Raw genomic sequence first — 14,581 nt, forward strand, 5'->3', positions numbered from 1 at the left:
CGGCAAGGGATGCCGTTCCGCCGACGGCACAGGACGTCGATTATGCGTGTTCCGTGTCACATCGCGCCATGGCTGATGAGGGACGAAATCAGCGACTTCGGGCGGGATCGGTCCATAGCAGATCAACAGGCGCTGCGGGCGTTGTCCACAACCGGCCCGGTTATCCACAGATCATCGTCGCGGGGCGGCATCGAGGGCGGTGCCGGCGGCAGGGTTCGGCTCAGCGAACCCGCGCCGACCGTTGGAGGCCGCGATGCCATCCCGTACCTCCGTCCCGCCGCACCGGCGACCACCGCTGGTCGTCACCGCGGACGGTGACCTGCTCGATGATCTGCTCCGGCTCGCCGCCGCCGGAGGCGTCGAGGTGGAGGTCGCCGCCGACCCGGCAGCGGCCCGTACCCGCTGGCAGCCCGCCCCGCTGGTGCTCGTCGGCACCGACCAGGCCCAGCCCTGCCTGCGGGCGCGGCTGCCCCGGCGGTCCCGGCTGGTGCTGGTCGGCAGGGCCGGCGACATGGAGCCCGGGTGGCAGGTCGCCGACCTGCTCGGCGCCGAACACGTCGCCGTCCTGCCGGCGGCCGAGCCCTGGCTGGTCGACCAGTTCGCCGACTGCGGGGTCGACGGCGCGACGAGCGCCCGGGTCGTCGCCGTGGTGGGTGGTCGGGGCGGAGCCGGAGCGAGCATCCTGTCCGGCGGGCTCGCGGTGACCGCCGCCCGGGCCCGGCTGCGTACCCTCCTGCTCGACGCCGATCCGCTCGGCGGCGGCCTTGACCTGGTGCTCGGCTGGGAGCAGTTGGAAGGACTGCGCTGGCCGGCCTTGACCGGTGCCGACGGGCGGGTCGACGCCCCGGCTCTGGTCCGGGCGCTGCCCAGCCGAGGCGACCTGGTGGTCCTCTCCTGGGACCGGGGCGACCTGCTCGCCGTGCCGGCCGAGGCGATGGCGGCCACCCTCGACGCCGCTCGACGCGGCCGGGAGTTCGTGGTGGTCGACCTCCCTCGGCAGTTGGACGACGCGGCGGTGACCGCCCTCCAGGCGGCCGACCGGGCCTTCGTGGTGGTGCCGGCCGAGCTGCGGGCGACCGCCGCTGCGGCTCGGGTGGTCGCGGTCGCCGCACCACACTGCCATGACCTCTCGGTCATCGTCCGTGGTCCGGCACCCGGGCGGCTGCGTGCGGCCGAGGTGGCCCGGGCGCTCGGCCTGCCGCTGGCCGGCACCCTGCGTCCCGAGCCGGGGCTCTGCCGTGGGCTGGAGCGGGGCGAGGCTCCGGCCGCCGGCGGGCGGGGCCCGCTCGCCGAGCTCTGCCAGCGGATCGTCACCGATCTGACCGGCCAGGCCCCGGCGGGTGCGGCATGACCGAGGAGACACTCGCCGCCCGCGTGCGGCAGCGCATCGCCGCCGCCGCGACACCGGTCACCCCGGCCGCGATCGTTTCCGCCGTACGCGCCGAGCCCGACGCCGCCGTCCTCGGCGACACCGCCCTGCTGCGCATGGCCGACCAGGTACGCGACGACCTGGTGGGTGCCGGGCCGCTCGCCCCGCTGCTCGCCGACCCCGAGGTGACCGACGTGCTGGTCAACGGGAACCGGGTGTGGGTCGATCGCGGGCAGGGGCTGCATCAGGTCCCGGTACCGCTGGGCACCGTGGACGACGTCCGCCGGCTCGCGCAGCGACTCACCGCCAGCGCCGGTCGCCGTCTGGACGACGGATCACCGTACGCGGACGCGCGGCTCGCCGACGGTACGCGGCTGCACGCCGTGCTGCCGCCGGTGGCGACCGACGGGCCGTACCTGTCGCTGCGTACCTTCCGGCAGCGACCCTTCACTCTGGACGAGCTGGTCACGCAGGGTGCCGTGCCCCGCCCGGTCGCGCCGGTGCTCGCCGCGGTGGTGGCGGCCCGGCTCGCGTACCTGGTGATCGGCGGCACCGGCTCCGGCAAGACGACCCTGCTGAACACGCTGCTCGGGTTGGTGCCGGCCACCGAACGGATCGTGCTGGTCGAGGACGCCGCCGAGCTGCGTCCGGTGCATCCGCACGTGGTCGGGTTGCAGGCGCGCACGGTCAACGTCGAGGGCTCCGGCGCGGTCGGCCTGAGCGACCTGGTCCGGCAGGCGTTGCGGATGCGCCCGGACCGGTTGGTGGTGGGCGAGTGCCGGGGCGGGGAGGTGGTGGATCTCCTCGCGGCGCTCAACACGGGTCACGACGGTGGTGCCGGGACGATGCACGCCAACGCGCCGTCGGACGTACCGGCCCGACTCGAGGCGCTCGGCATGCTCGGCGGGCTGCCCCGTCCGGCCCTGCACGCCCAGTTGGCCTCGGCGCTTCAGGTGGTGTTCCACATCCGCCGTACGCCGCAGGGACGGATGTTGGAGGCGATCTGCCTGCTGCTGCCGGAAGGCCCGGACCGGCTGGTCACGGCGATTCCCGCCTGGATCCGAGGTCGCGGGATCGGTCTCGCGGCGCGAGCCCTCGGCACCCTGATCCAGAACCGTGACGTGCCGGTGCCACCGATCCTGTGCGAGCCCTGGCCCGGATCGGCGGGCCCGTCATGAGCGCCGTTCACTGGTGGGCACTGGCCGCGCTGGGGCTGGTAGTCGTCGCGGCCCGACTGGCCCACAAGTGGCTGACCGGGGGCCGGACCAGGTCCGGCCGGCGGGGCGCCGACGACCCGCTCGTCGACTGGGTCGTCGCGCTGCGCGCCGCGGAAGCCCCGGCGGACGCTCCCGAACCAGGCGGTACGGCCTGCGTGGTCGTCCACCCTCGGTCCGGCCCGGGTACGCCAGCCATCGGCGTCGGCCCGTCGGGCACATCCCGTCCACCTGGCTGGGGCGGCAGCCGCCGCCCACCGGCCGCCGTTTCCGGCACCTCAGCCGCCGGCAACCTCAATCTACCGGTGCGCCGTGCGCCGGTGCCGAGTGGGGGCGCATCGGTGCCGGGCCGGCCGGGGACTCGGTCGGTTCCGCCCCGGCGTGTCCTGCTGCTGACCGTGGTGCTCGGTGCGGGACTGGGCGGACTGCTCGCCGGCGCGGTGGCGGCGGTCGCGCTCGGTGGGTATGGCGCACTGGGGGCACGGGCGCTGCTGCGACACGGTGCGGCGGAACGGGCGGCGCAGGCCAGCCGGGACCGGTTGGACCAGCTGTGCGCCCTCGCGGCAGACCTTCGGGCGGGGCTGCCCGTGCCGGTGGCCGCCGAACGGCTCGGATTCACCCGCCCGGCTGCGGCGGCCTCCGTCGAGGCGCGGCGACCCGGCGAATTCGCCCCGACAGCCGGCCGGACTCCTGGCTCCGATCGGGTCACCGCTCATCGGGCCGCCGCGCCTGGCGGGCACGTGCCGATCGACGTGGCCGGTCAGGTCGTCCTGAACGGCGAGGCAGTGCCGGGTTGCGCGACCGCGCCGGTGACGGGGACCGGACTGTCGGGCGAGGCTGCCTCGTCGGGCGGACGTGCGACGACCGAGGCCGGGACCCCGTCCGGCACCGATGCACTACCGGACCGCCCCGGGCGGCTGGCTCAGGCCGCAGTGCGGCTCGCCGACCGTACCGGCGCGCCGTTGGCCGAGTTGGTCGAGCGGATCGAGGCCGATGTCCGGTCGACGGACCGGGGACTGGCCGCGGCGGCGGCTCAGGCGGCCGGGGCGCGGGCCACCGCCTGGCTGCTGGCCGCCCTCCCCCTGGGCGGCATCGGCCTCGGCTACGGCATCGGCGTCGACCCGCTTCAGGTCCTGCTGCACACGCCGATCGGCGGCGGCTGCGCGATCGGTGCCGTCGCTCTCCAGGTGGTCGGGCTGCTCTGGGCGGATCGACTCGGCACTGTGCCCACCGGGGTGGGTTGATGTCCGGCCCGATCCTGGCCGCCGGGTGCGTTGCCGGTGCGGTGCTGCTCACCGTGCTGGCCACCAGCAGGCATCGCCCCCAGCGGCGGCTCCGCCGACTGACGAATGGGGCGACCGGTGTCCGCTCCGGTAGCCGCGGCGGCGGGTACGGCAAGGACCGCGGGTCCCGCCCCAACCGCCCCAACCGCCCCAACCGCCCCAACCGCCCTAGCGGCCCCAGCGGCCCCAACGGCGTCGACGTCGGCGAGCGGCCGGGCGGCCTGGCGGGTCGCCGGCTCAACGTCATCCGGCTGGACACCATCCGGCTGGCGGCCGGACTGGCCGGCGTGGCCGTGGCCGTACTGGTCGAGGGTTGGGTCGGCGTGGTGGTCGCGCTGCCGGCCGTGGTGCTGCTGGATCGGCTGCTCCGCCGGATCGAGCACCCGGCCGTGCGTACCCGGCGGCTGCGCGCCACCGCCGATCTTCCGCTCGCCGCCGACCTGCTGGCGGCGGCGCTGCGAGCCGGTGCGCCGGTGGAGCGTTCGGTGCTCGCGGTGGCCGACGCCCTCGGCGGTCCGCTGGCCGAACAACTCAGCCGCGTCGGCCGGACGTTGCAGCTCGGCGGCGTACCGCAGGAGGCGTGGGCACACCTGACCACGGTGCCGGGCGGGCAGCGCATCGCCACCGCCGCCGTGCGGTCAGCCAGCAGCGGGGCCGCGCTGGCGGGCGCCCTGACCCGGCTCGCCGACGACCTGCGCGCGGACCGGGCCATCGCGATCGAGGCGGCGGCCCGTCGGGCTGGTGTGTTGATCGTGCTGCCCCTGGGCCTGTGCTTCCTGCCCGCCTTCATTCTCGCCGGTCTGGTGCCGGTGATCGTCGCCGTCCTCGGCGACGTGTTGTGAACCCCATCGAGAAAGGACGAACACGTGCGCAAAATCCTCGCCCGCCTTCGCGGGGACGCCGGCATGAACACGGCGGAGTACGCCGTCGGAACGCTCGCGGCGGTCGCCTTCGGCGGCATCCTGCTCAAGGTGCTGACCTCGGACAGCGTGCAGTCGGCGCTGGCCGCCGTCATCGACCGGGCACTGAGTTGACCGGGCGCCGGCCGGCCGGTCGCGACCGGGGCTCGTTCACCGCCGAGATGGCGGCCGGCCTGCCGGCGCTGCTGCTGCTCCTGCTCGCCGGCCTGACCGCCGTCAACGCGGTCAGCACCAAGGCGGCTTGCCTGGACGCGGCCCGGGAGGCGGCGCTGGCCGCCGCCCGGGGCGCGGACGGCACGCTGGCCGGCAGCCGGCACGCACCGCCGAACGCAGAGGTGGTCGTCGTGCTGGAGGGCGACATGATCCGGGCGACGGTACGCGCTCCGGTCCGGGTGCTCGGCGGCAACCTTCCGGCCGTCACCGTGGTGGGCGTGGCCGTGGCGGCCGCCGAGCCGGGTGCACCGGAGCCGCAGCCATGAGCGCCACTCGACGCTGGTTCGTCCGCTTCGCCCGCTCGTGGGGCCGACGTTTTCCGGCCCAGGGGCGGGATCGTGGCGGGGCCACGATCTGCCTCTTGGCGGTCGGTCTGGCGTTCGTGCTGGCTGGCCTCTTCGGCGCCGGTGTCGGCGCGGCCCGGGTGGCCCGTCAGCAGGCCCGGGTCGCCGCCGACTTCGGCGCCCTGGCCGGTGCCGCTCGAGCCCTTCAGGACGAGCCGGTGGCGTGCGGACGAGCTGCCGAGGTCGTCGCCGCGAACGGGGCTCGATTGGTTCGGTGCCAGCTCGACGGGCTCGACGTCTTCGTCACGGCCCAGCTGACCGTGGAACCGTTGCCAGGGCTGAGGCGGACCGTCACGGCAACCTCCCGAGCCGGCCCGTTGCGCGGCTGACGACTGCCGGCCCGCTGCGCGCTGATGATCGCGGGCCTGCTGCACGGCTGGCGATTGCCGGCCTGCTGTCGGGTGGGCCGTGAGAGCAGGTGTGGACGGTGATCCACACCCGCCGTGAGCGATTCGGCCTCCTGGACGGCTCAGGATGAGGAATCGCTCCTCGGTGAGGCGTCATGTCACACAGACATGATTATGTCTGTGTGACATGACGTGTACTTGAACGATGTGATCCCGGGCTGCATCTGGTATCGCCGGTGGGGCCGGACTGCGCGAAGGCGCCGATCCCGCGGGGGCGGCTTGCTTCGGCTCGCGCGGGCGCGACGAACGCACCGCCCCGGGACGGCGGCGCGACGAACGCACCGCCCTCGCGGGACGGTCAGCGGCCCTGGAGGGCGTCCAGGGCGATCGCCATCGCGATCACCAGGCGGCGGTCGATCTGCGGGTGCTGGATCTCGACCACGTACCGGTCGCGCAGGCCCCACTTCTTGACCACCGAGAAGACCGGCTGGCCGCCGGCGACGAAGTCGAAGTGGTACGGCAGCCAGGACAGCGAGTCGACGAAGCGGCGCACCAGGGCGACCGGCATGCTGCGCTCCTGGCCGGTGACGGCGGGCAGGCCGGCCTGCTCGACGTGCCACGTCGAGCGGAGCAGCGACTGCGCGAAATCCTTGCGGAACAGGCCGATCGGGTTGCCGGCGTGGTCGGTGACGTCGTACGTGGCGGCCAGGTCGAGACGCTGCCGGGCCTTGAACCCGAGCAGCGGGTGCTGCTTCGAGTCGTCCGTGTAGATCGTCACCTGTTCCTTGAAGGCGAGCCGCTTCTGCTGGGCGAAGGCCAGCAGACCGCCCTCGGAGCCGTCCGGCGCGACGCTGTGGACCTCGTACTGATTGACCATGAACCGGATCCGCTGGCGGATGTGGAACTGGTGCTGGGCCTGCAAGTTATCGAGCTGCATGAAATCTCCTCAACCGTGGTGCGCCGGAGTGTCGCACAACTCGGCAAACCGCCGCGCCCCCGATCGGCCCCGCGTGAACCACGTTCACCGGACGCCGTCGGCGGTCGACCGGTGCGCCCAGTTGGTGAGCAACTGCTGAATGGTGGTGAGCCGTTCGTTGATCTGATCCAGCCGCTCGGCCTGGGCCAGGGTGGCGAGCGCAGCGCCCAGCGCGATCTGCTGGTCGGTACTGAGTTTTTCCTGGTCGATGGTGTAGAGCAAGCGCTCCCACGTTCTTGCCCGAACGACCCGAATTTCATGCCGCTCACTGCGGCAGGTTCGCCAGCACCACGTCGAGGACCCGGACGGCGTCCGGCTTGGACAGCGGGTTGTTGCCGTTGCCGCACTTGGGCGACTGCACGCAGGACGGGCAGCCGGCCTCGCAGCCGCACTCGCTGATCGCGTCACGGGTGGCCCGCAGCCAGGCGGCGGCCATGCCGTACGCCCGCTCGGCGAAGCCCGCCCCGCCCGAGTGGCCGTCGTAGACGAAGACGGTCGGCGCCTCGGTGTCCGGGTGCACCGGCGTGGAGAGCCCGCCGATGTCCCACCGGTCGCAGGTGGCCACCAGCGGCAGCAGCCCGATCGCGGCGTGTTCGGCGGCGTGCAGCGCCCCCGGGACCTCGGCCGGTTCCACCCCGGCCGTGGCCAGCGCCTCCGGGGAGAGGGTGAACCAGACCGCGACGGTACGCAGCTCCCGCGCCGGTAGATCCAGCGGACGGGTGTCGATCACCTCGCCGGTGGCGATCCGGCGCCGCTGATACGACACCACCTGGTTGGTCACGTCCACCTCGCCGAGGAACAGCCCGACCGGACCGGCGTCGACGTACGAGCGCACCGACACCACGGACAGCGAGGTGACGTCCCGCGCGTGGGTGGACCAGTCCGGCTCCTCGGGGTGCACCAGTGCGCAGCCGTCGTCGAGGTCGAGGGAGTCCACCACGTACGACACGCCCTGATGCAGGTAGACCGCGCCGGGGTGGAGCAGGGCGTGCGACGAACCGCCGTCGACCGTGCCGAGCAGCCGGCCGGTCGCCGCCTCCACCACGCAGACCGGGGCGCCGCCCTCGCCGCGCAGGTCCACCTGCGGCCGTTCCCGCTGCCGCCAGTACCAGCCGGTCGGCCGTTGCCGCAGCGCACCCACCTCGACCAGCGCCTCGACCGCCTCCTTCGCGCCGTCGCCGAAGAGTTCCAGGTCGGCCACGGTCAGCGGGGCCTCGGCCGCCGCGCAGGCCAGTTGTGGCCCGAGCACGTACGCGTTGGCCGGGTCGAGCACGGTGGCCTCCACCGGTGCCCCGAACACCGCCTCCGGATGGTGCACCAGGTAGGTGTCCAGCGGGTCGTCCCTGGCCACCAGCACCGCGAGCGCCTCCTGGCCGGAGCGTCCGGCCCGCCCGGCCTGCTGCCACAGCGAGGCCCGGGTGCCCGGGTACCCACAGATCAGGACCGCGTCCAGGCCGATCAGGTCGACGCCCAGTTCCAGCGCGTTCGTCGAGGCCAGCCCGAGCAGGTCGCCGTGCAGCAGCGCGCGTTCCAGTTCCCGGCGTTCCTCGCGCAGGTAGCCGGCCCGGTACGCGGCGACCCGATCGCCGAGCCCGGGAACCGCCTCGTCCAGGCTGCGCCGGGCGCTGGTCGCCACCACCTCGGCTCCCCGCCGGGAACGGACGAAGGCCAGCGTGCGTACGCCGGCGGCGACGGTGTCCGCGAGCAGGTCGGCGGTCTCCCGCAGCGCCGATCGACGGACCTGGGTGAGGTCGGCCGCCTCGGCCGGATCCCCGGGCCGGGCCGGGTCGGGCGTACGCACCTGCCGGCCAGCCCCGGCGGCGCCCTCGGGTGGCAGCAGCGGCGGCTCCCACAGCGCGAAGGTCACCCCGGCCCGGGGCGAGGTGTCCTCGGTGACCGCCGCCACCGGCAGCCCGGTCAGCCGCCCGGCCGCCGCTGTCGGATCTCCGGAGGTGGCGGAGGCCAGCACGAACGTCGGGCCCGCGCCCCGCCCGTAGCGGGCGCACTGGCGGCGCAGCCGGCGCAGCACGTGGGCGACGTGCGACCCGAACACACCCCGGTAGACGTGGCACTCGTCGATCACCACGTGGGTCAGCCGGCGCAGGAACCCGGACCACTGCGCGTGGCCGGGGAGGATGCCGTGGTGCAGCATGTCGGGGTTGGTCAGCACGAACCGGGAGTGCCGCCGGATCCACTCCCGTTCGGCGCGGGGGGTGTCCCCGTCGTAGCAGGCCGGGCGTACGCCCTCGATCTCCAGCGCGGCGACGGCGCGCAACTGGTCGGCGGCGAGCGCCTTGGTCGGTGCCAGGTAGAGCACGGTGGCGCGGGGATCGGCGAGCAGGGTGGCCAGCGCGGGCAACTGGTACGCCAGGGACTTGCCGGACGCGGTGCCGGTGGCCACCACGACGTGCTGCCCGTCGTACGCCAGGCTGGCCGCCTCGGCCTGGTGCCGCCACGGCGTCGCCACCCCCCGCCGGGCGTACGCGGCGCGTAGCTCCTCTGGAACCCACCGTGGCCACGGCACCGACACACCGGCCCGGGGTGGCACCCGTTCGACGTGGGTGACCGGGTCGGTGGCGTGCCGTTGCCGCAGCCGGCGCAGCAGGACGTCCGGCGTGACGGCCGGAGCCGCGACCGGTACGGGGCCCGGTGGCCGCTCGGCGCCACGGCCGGCGGATACGCTGGCTGCCGAGGTCACGTCCTGCACTCTCGCACTGGTGTTCGGAAATCAGAAATCGGCGGGCCGGGCAAGGTCGGGACCCGCCCCGGTGAGTCGTCGGCCGGCCTCCCGGGTAGTGGTTAGATGCCAAGGAGCTTACGGCCGCGTGAGGAGGGACCGATGGAGCTGTCGCTGGCGACCCGCACCGTGGGGGAGCACACGGTGCTCGAGGTCGGCGGTGAGGTGGACGTCTACACCGCCCCTCGACTGCGCGAGCGGCTGCTGGAGCTGATCGACGCCGGCGCCCGGCACGTGGTGGTCGACCTCGGCCGGGTGGACTTCCTCGACTCCACCGGGTTGGGCGTGCTGGTCGGTGCGCTCAAGCGGCTGCGCACCGCCGACGGCAGCTTCGCCCTGGTCTGCGACAAGGAGCCGCTCCTCAAGATCTTCCGGATCACCGCGCTGGACCAGGTGTTCCCGCTGCATCCGACGGTCGAAGCGGCGACCGGTGCCGGCGCGTGATGGCCACGGTCCGGCTCTCTTTCTCGCCGGCTCCGGTGCACGTGCGCACCGCCCGCCTGGTCGGGGTGGCGGTCGCGCGGCGGGCCGGGGTCCGGGAGGACCTGCTCGACGAGGTGCGTCTGGCGATCGGTGAGGCATGCACCCGCGCCGTCGCCCTGCACCGCCAGTACGGCCTGACCGACCCGGTGCTCGTGGAGATGTCCGACTCCGGGAGGTACGCGGTGCGGGTGGTGGACCGGGCGCCGATCGAGGCGAGTATCGGCCTGCACGCGCTGAACGCCGACCAGTTGGCCAACGAGTCGCTGAACGAGGACGACCTCACCACCGGTGTCGGTTTCGCGCTGCTCGCCGGTTTCGTCGACGACCTTCAGGTGCGGCCCGTCGACGAGGGTGTCGGCACCGAGGTCCGAATGGTCTGGCCGCTGAACCGCTGACGCCGATTCGTCCTGCCGCCGCATTCCGATCAGGGAATGCGGCGGCATTGTCATGGATGTCGCTTCCTATATCAGATTTCGATTCGTAGCACAGCGACGGAGATCATCGAGACACGGTGCTACCTGGGTGTGACCTCGAACACTGCGGAGAGCTACAGTACGCGGGTTGTCAGCAAGTGATCCATCGAGCAGCCAGCGCAGATGGGCGTTCGTCGTTGGCTCGCCGATGCGGTTCGGCGCGCACTTGCTACTCGCATCCAGGCGTCGGTCGGTGCTTCTGCACCGACCGGCGCGTTGTTCCGCACAGGAGGACACAGATGTCCGACACCTTGGCCGCCGAGGGCGGCGGCGCGATCGCCGATAGCGGCGGCGCGATCTCCCTTACCGGAGCAAACGTCACGTACGTCGTCATCGCCGCGGTGATCGCGTTGGTCGCGCTCGCCTTTGCCGCCGCGTTGACGAAGACCGTGCTGGCGGCCGGCAAGGGCACCACCAAAATGCAGGAGATCTCCGGGGCCGTCCAGGAGGGCGCCTCGGCCTATCTCCTCCGGCAGTTCCGGACCCTGGCGATCTTCGTGGTGATCGCCGTGGTCCTGCTGTTCCTGCTGCCGGTGCACGAGACCGCCGGCAGCGAGACCGCGGTGAAGCTCGGCCGGTCGCTCTTCTTCGTGGTCGGCGCCCTGTTCAGCGCCTTCATCGGCGGCGCCGGCATGTGGCTGGCCACCCGGGCCAACCTGCGGGTGGCCGCCGCCGCCCGGGAGCGCGAGGGCGGCCGGGAGGCGGCCATGAAGATCGCCTTCCGGACCGGTGGAGTGGTCGGCTTCCTCACCGTCGGGCTCGGTCTCTTCGGTGCCGCACTGGTGGTGCTGATCTTCCGGGGCGACGCGCCGACGGTGCTGGAGGGCTTCGGCTTCGGCGCCGCGCTGCTGGCCATGTTCATGCGGGTCGGCGGCGGCATCTTCACCAAGGCCGCCGACGTCGGCGCCGACCTGGTGGGCAAGGTGGAGAAGGGCATCCCCGAGGACGACCCGCGTAACCCCGCCACCATCGCCGACAACGTGGGCGACAACGTCGGTGACTGCGCCGGCATGGCCGCAGACCTGTTCGAGTCGTACGCCGTCACCCTGGTCGCCGCGCTGATCCTGGGCCGGGCCGCGTTCGGCACCGACGGTCTGGTGCTCCCGCTGATCATCTCCACGATCGGCGTGCTGGTCGCCATCATCGGCGTCTTCATCACCCGGCTGCGCACCTCGGACCGTAACGGCCTGACCGCGATCAACCGGGCCTTCTACCTCTCCGCGCTGATCTCGGCGGTGCTGGTCGCGGTGGCCTCGGTCGCCTACCTTCAGCCGTCCTGGGCCGCGCAGCTCGGCGACGGCTGGCGCGAGGCCCTCGACGTGCGGGGCGGGGACCCGCTGTTCGGCCCGCGCGGCGTGGTCATCGGTGCGGTCGTCATCGGCATCGTGCTGGCCGCCGCCATCCAGGCGCTGACCGGCTACTTCACCGAGACCGACCGCCGTCCGGTGCAGGACATCGGCAAGAGCTCCCAGACCGGCGCGGCCACCGTCATCCTCGCCGGCATCAGCGTCGGCCTGGAGTCGGCGGTCTACTCGGCGCTGCTCATCGGTGCCGGTGTCTTCGGCGCCTTCCTGCTGGGCGGCGGCTCGATCACCCTCTCGCTGTTCGCCGTGGCGCTGGCCGGTACCGGTCTGCTCACCACCGTCGGCGTGATCGTCGCGATGGACACCTTCGGTCCGATCTCCGACAACGCCCAGGGTGTGGCCGAGATGTCCGGCGACATCGACGAGCACGGCGCGCGGACGCTGACCGAACTGGACGCGGTCGGCAACACCACCAAGGCGATCACCAAGGGCATCGCGATCGCCACCGCGGTGCTGGCCGCGACCGCGCTGTTCGGCTCGTACACCGACACCCTGCGCACCGCGTACGCCGACGCCGGGGTGACCGATGTCGGCACCGAGATCCTCAACGCGTTGAACGTGGCCAACCCGCAGAACCTGGTCGGCCTGATCATCGGCGCGGCCGTGGTGTTCCTCTTCTCCGGCCTGGCCATCAACGCGGTCTCCCGCTCCGCGGGGGCGGTGGTGATGGAGGTACGCCGGCAGTTCCGCGAGCTGCCCGGGATCATGGACTACACCCAGCGCCCGGAGTACGGCAAGGTCGTCGACATCTGCACCCGGGACGCGCAGCGGGAGCTGATGACCCCCGGCCTGCTCGCGATCATGGCACCGATCGCGGTCGGCTTCGGCCTCGGGCCCGGCGCCTTGGCGTCGTACCTGGCCGGCGCGATCGGGGCCGGCACGCTGATGGCGGTCTTCCTGGCCAACTCCGGTGGCGCCTGGGACAACAGCAAGAAGATGGTCGAGGACGGCGCGTACGGAGGCAAGGGCTCCGAGGCGCACGCCGCGACCGTGATCGGCGACACCGTCGGCGACCCGTTCAAGGACACCGCCGGACCGGCGATCAACCCGTTGCTCAAGGTGATGAACCTGGTCTCGCTGCTGATCGCGCCGGCCGTGGTGGCGTGGAGCGTGGGCACCGACCGCAACGTCGGCCTGCGGGTCACCATCGCGGTGGTGGCGACGTTGATCGTCGTCGCGGCGGTGGTGTTCAGCAAGCGCAAGAGCATCGTGATGGGTGAGGACCCCGACAACGGGGCCAGCACGGCGGACCCGCGCCCGGAGGAGATCAAGGCCTGATCCTCCGGCTTCGTCCCGGTCCCCGGTCGGCGGCAGCGCCGGCCGGGGACCGTCGGGGTCGACCGCCTGACCGGTGCCGAGCCGGGACCGAGGCCGTACGCTGCAACGCATGCGTACGTGCCGGGCGGCGGCGGCCGGAAAGCTCACGGTGGTGCTGGTCACGCTGGCCCTGCTGGCTGCCTGCGGGGCCGGCGGCCCCAGCCCCCGGGCCTGGGCCGCGTCGGTCTGCTCGGCGCTGACCCCGTGGCGGGCCGAGATCAGCAAGCTGACCAGCAGCACCAACGAGCAGATGACCGCGCAGACCACCCCCGCCCAGGCCAAGGAGAATCTGGTCCGCCTTTTCGGCGGGGCCGAGCAGGCCAGCGAGGACGCCCGGCGCAAGGTGGAGCAGGCGGGAGTGCCCAGGGTCGAGCACGGCGAGGAGATCTCGGCCGGCTTCCGCGCCTCCCTGGCGTCGATGCGCGACGCCTACGGCCGGGCCGGTAGCACCATCGACGCGTTGAGCACCGGTGAGGCCACCGCCTTCTACGACGGGGTCCGGGCCGCCGTGGAGGTCCTCCAACAGGAGTACGACGCGAGCGCGCTGGACACCAGCCGGTTGAACTCCGAGGAACTGAAGCGCGCCTTCGACGAGGTACCTGAATGCCGCTGAGCGGTTCCGGTGAGCCACCGGCGGTGCAACCGCTGCCGGTGTCGTTCCCAGTGCCCGACCCGGCTCCGCCGGCACCCCGTCGACGCGGTCCCGACGTCGAGCGGACGGCGGTGGACGACGGGCAACTGGTCTTCTTCGGGGCGGAGACCGCTGAGCCTTCCGTCGCCGACCTCGCCGGGCTGCTCGTCGGGCCCGGGAAGGTGCACCGGATGGGGGGCACGGCCCGGTTGTCGGTGGTGGTGGACGCCGGATGGCGGGTGCACGTGCTCGTCGCCGAGTTGGCCCAGCGGGGCGTACGGGCGACCTGGGCAGCCACCGAGGAGCGGCGGTACGCCGTGCGGACCGCGTACGCCCGGACACTCGTGCCGCTCGCGGCGGCGTGGCTGCGCGGCCCGACGCAGCACCCGCCCGCCGGCCTCCATCTGGACGGCCGGCGGCTGCGGCTCTGGCTCGCCGCGGCCGGGGTGGCCGATCCGCCGGACTTCCTGCTGCACCTCGGGGGCACCGACCCGATGCGCTGGACGGTGGCCGGTGGCGCCCTGGTCGCGGCCGGGTTGAGCGGCGAACTGGTAGAGCCCGGCGCCGGCGGTCCGGCGTACCGGATCGCCGGCCGCCGCGGTCTGCAACGGCTGGCCGAACTGGTCGGCGGGCGTCCGTCCGCCGCGCCACCGGCAGCCTGGCCGACCCGCGACTGACCCCGATCGGGTGCGGTCCCGGCTGTCCGATGGGGGACAGCCGGGTGTCGCGGAACACAGCGAGAATCGGCCGGGTTCCACCTTCACGGAGGGGCTGCCATGGTCGCAGTGGCCCGCTGAAACCCCTACCCAGGGTGTACGGTGACGCCGTCCGGCGCGAGCACAGATCGTCCCGGACAGATCGCCGTTCGCGAAACCCGAAACACGGACGGCGCGTTACGTTGGACATCCGG

Annotated in this window: 15 protein-coding genes; 12 read left to right on the forward strand and 3 right to left on the reverse strand. The window is 73.3% G+C overall.

Going from position 1 to position 14,581, the window contains the following annotated elements:
- Positions 1-253 precede the first annotated feature (253 nt).
- From ssd to IEY61_RS08410, 7 genes are all read left to right on the forward strand, one after another.
- Positions 254-1,351 (forward strand): septum site-determining protein Ssd, encoded by a 1,098-nt coding sequence (gene ssd / locus IEY61_RS08380; RefSeq protein ID WP_189042226.1) that lies wholly within the window; start codon positions 254-256, stop codon positions 1,349-1,351.
- Positions 1,348-2,547 (forward strand): TadA family conjugal transfer-associated ATPase, encoded by a 1,200-nt coding sequence (locus IEY61_RS08385; protein ID WP_189042228.1) that lies wholly within the window; start codon positions 1,348-1,350, stop codon positions 2,545-2,547. Before ssd ends, IEY61_RS08385 begins: the two co-directional genes overlap by 4 nt.
- Positions 2,544-3,827: a type II secretion system F family protein gene (locus tag IEY61_RS31940; protein WP_308424557.1), complete on the forward strand. Its 1,284-nt coding sequence runs from the start codon at positions 2,544-2,546 to the stop codon at positions 3,825-3,827. Before IEY61_RS08385 ends, IEY61_RS31940 begins: the two co-directional genes overlap by 4 nt.
- 260 nt (positions 3,828-4,087) lie before the next feature.
- Entirely contained in the window at positions 4,088-4,708 is a 621-nt protein-coding gene (locus IEY61_RS08395; protein ID WP_189042497.1) for a type II secretion system F family protein, read from the forward strand.
- A gap of 63 nt (positions 4,709-4,771) precedes the next feature.
- A complete protein-coding gene (locus IEY61_RS08400) occupies positions 4,772-4,900 on the forward strand; it encodes a DUF4244 domain-containing protein (protein WP_229705779.1) in 129 nt (42 codons plus the stop codon).
- A 47-nt stretch (positions 4,901-4,947) separates the two neighbouring features.
- On the forward strand, positions 4,948-5,265 hold the full coding sequence (locus IEY61_RS08405) for a TadE family type IV pilus minor pilin (RefSeq protein WP_505820368.1): 318 nt from the start codon (positions 4,948-4,950) through the stop codon (positions 5,263-5,265).
- Positions 5,262-5,672 carry an Rv3654c family TadE-like protein gene (locus tag IEY61_RS08410; protein ID WP_189042234.1) on the forward strand — a complete coding sequence of 137 codons (411 nt, stop codon included), beginning with the start codon at positions 5,262-5,264 and terminating at the stop codon, positions 5,670-5,672. The genes IEY61_RS08405 and IEY61_RS08410 overlap by 4 nt, the downstream gene beginning before the upstream one ends.
- A gap of 376 nt (positions 5,673-6,048) precedes the next feature.
- On the opposite strand, the gene IEY61_RS08415 is transcribed toward IEY61_RS08410, so the two are convergent.
- The 3 genes from IEY61_RS08415 to sftH form a co-directional block, all read right to left on the reverse strand.
- On the reverse strand, positions 6,049-6,627 hold the full coding sequence (locus tag IEY61_RS08415) for an LURP-one-related family protein (protein WP_189042235.1): 579 nt from the start codon (positions 6,625-6,627) through the stop codon (positions 6,049-6,051).
- A gap of 84 nt (positions 6,628-6,711) precedes the next feature.
- Entirely contained in the window at positions 6,712-6,888 is a 177-nt protein-coding gene (locus tag IEY61_RS08420; protein WP_229705762.1) for a hypothetical protein, read from the reverse strand.
- Positions 6,889-6,931: 43 nt separating this feature from the next.
- Positions 6,932-9,364: a DEAD/DEAH box helicase gene (sftH, locus tag IEY61_RS08425; protein ID WP_189042238.1), complete on the reverse strand. Its 2,433-nt coding sequence runs from the start codon at positions 9,362-9,364 to the stop codon at positions 6,932-6,934.
- 141 nt (positions 9,365-9,505) lie between these two features.
- Here sftH and IEY61_RS08430 point away from each other — a divergent pair, with 141 nt between their 5' ends.
- The 5 genes from IEY61_RS08430 (at position 9,506) to IEY61_RS08450 (ending at position 14,348) form a co-directional block, all read left to right on the forward strand.
- On the forward strand, positions 9,506-9,847 hold the full coding sequence (locus IEY61_RS08430) for an STAS domain-containing protein (RefSeq protein WP_189042240.1): 342 nt from the start codon (positions 9,506-9,508) through the stop codon (positions 9,845-9,847).
- A complete protein-coding gene (locus tag IEY61_RS08435) occupies positions 9,844-10,281 on the forward strand; it encodes an ATP-binding protein (protein ID WP_189042242.1) in 438 nt (145 codons plus the stop codon). Before IEY61_RS08430 ends, IEY61_RS08435 begins: the two co-directional genes overlap by 4 nt.
- A gap of 317 nt (positions 10,282-10,598) precedes the next feature.
- Positions 10,599-13,001 (forward strand): sodium-translocating pyrophosphatase, encoded by a 2,403-nt coding sequence (locus tag IEY61_RS08440; RefSeq protein ID WP_189042244.1) that lies wholly within the window; start codon positions 10,599-10,601, stop codon positions 12,999-13,001.
- A gap of 109 nt (positions 13,002-13,110) precedes the next feature.
- The gene (locus tag IEY61_RS08445) at positions 13,111-13,653 is read left to right on the forward strand and encodes a hypothetical protein (protein WP_189042246.1); all 543 of its coding nucleotides are present in this window, start codon (positions 13,111-13,113) and stop codon (positions 13,651-13,653) included.
- A complete protein-coding gene (locus IEY61_RS08450; protein ID WP_189042248.1) occupies positions 13,644-14,348 on the forward strand; it encodes a hypothetical protein in 705 nt (234 codons plus the stop codon). Before IEY61_RS08445 ends, IEY61_RS08450 begins: the two co-directional genes overlap by 10 nt.
- The last annotated feature ends 233 nt before the right edge of the window (positions 14,349-14,581 follow it).

This window comes from Micromonospora sonchi (genome assembly GCF_014646235.1).
GTDB lineage: Bacteria > Actinomycetota > Actinomycetes > Mycobacteriales > Micromonosporaceae > Micromonospora > Micromonospora sonchi.

Bases quoted from the DNA above. Each gene is read 5' to 3' on its own strand.
- ssd (WP_189042226.1), top strand. From the start codon at position 254: ATGCCATCCCGTACCTCCGTCCCGCCGCACCGGCGACCACCGCTGGTC.
- IEY61_RS08385 (WP_189042228.1), top strand. From the start codon at position 1,348: ATGACCGAGGAGACACTCGCCGCCCGCGTGCGGCAGCGCATCGCCGCC.
- IEY61_RS31940 (WP_308424557.1), top strand. From the start codon at position 2,544: ATGAGCGCCGTTCACTGGTGGGCACTGGCCGCGCTGGGGCTGGTAGTC.
- IEY61_RS08400 (WP_229705779.1), top strand. From the start codon at position 4,772: ATGAACACGGCGGAGTACGCCGTCGGAACGCTCGCGGCGGTCGCCTTC.
- IEY61_RS08405 (WP_505820368.1), top strand. From the start codon at position 4,948: ATGGCGGCCGGCCTGCCGGCGCTGCTGCTGCTCCTGCTCGCCGGCCTG.
- IEY61_RS08410 (WP_189042234.1), top strand. From the start codon at position 5,262: ATGAGCGCCACTCGACGCTGGTTCGTCCGCTTCGCCCGCTCGTGGGGC.
- IEY61_RS08415 (WP_189042235.1), bottom strand. From the start codon at position 6,627: ATGCAGCTCGATAACTTGCAGGCCCAGCACCAGTTCCACATCCGCCAG.
- IEY61_RS08430 (WP_189042240.1), top strand. From the start codon at position 9,506: ATGGAGCTGTCGCTGGCGACCCGCACCGTGGGGGAGCACACGGTGCTC.
- IEY61_RS08440 (WP_189042244.1), top strand. From the start codon at position 10,599: ATGTCCGACACCTTGGCCGCCGAGGGCGGCGGCGCGATCGCCGATAGC.
- IEY61_RS08445 (WP_189042246.1), top strand. From the start codon at position 13,111: ATGCGTACGTGCCGGGCGGCGGCGGCCGGAAAGCTCACGGTGGTGCTG.
- IEY61_RS08450 (WP_189042248.1), top strand. From the start codon at position 13,644: ATGCCGCTGAGCGGTTCCGGTGAGCCACCGGCGGTGCAACCGCTGCCG.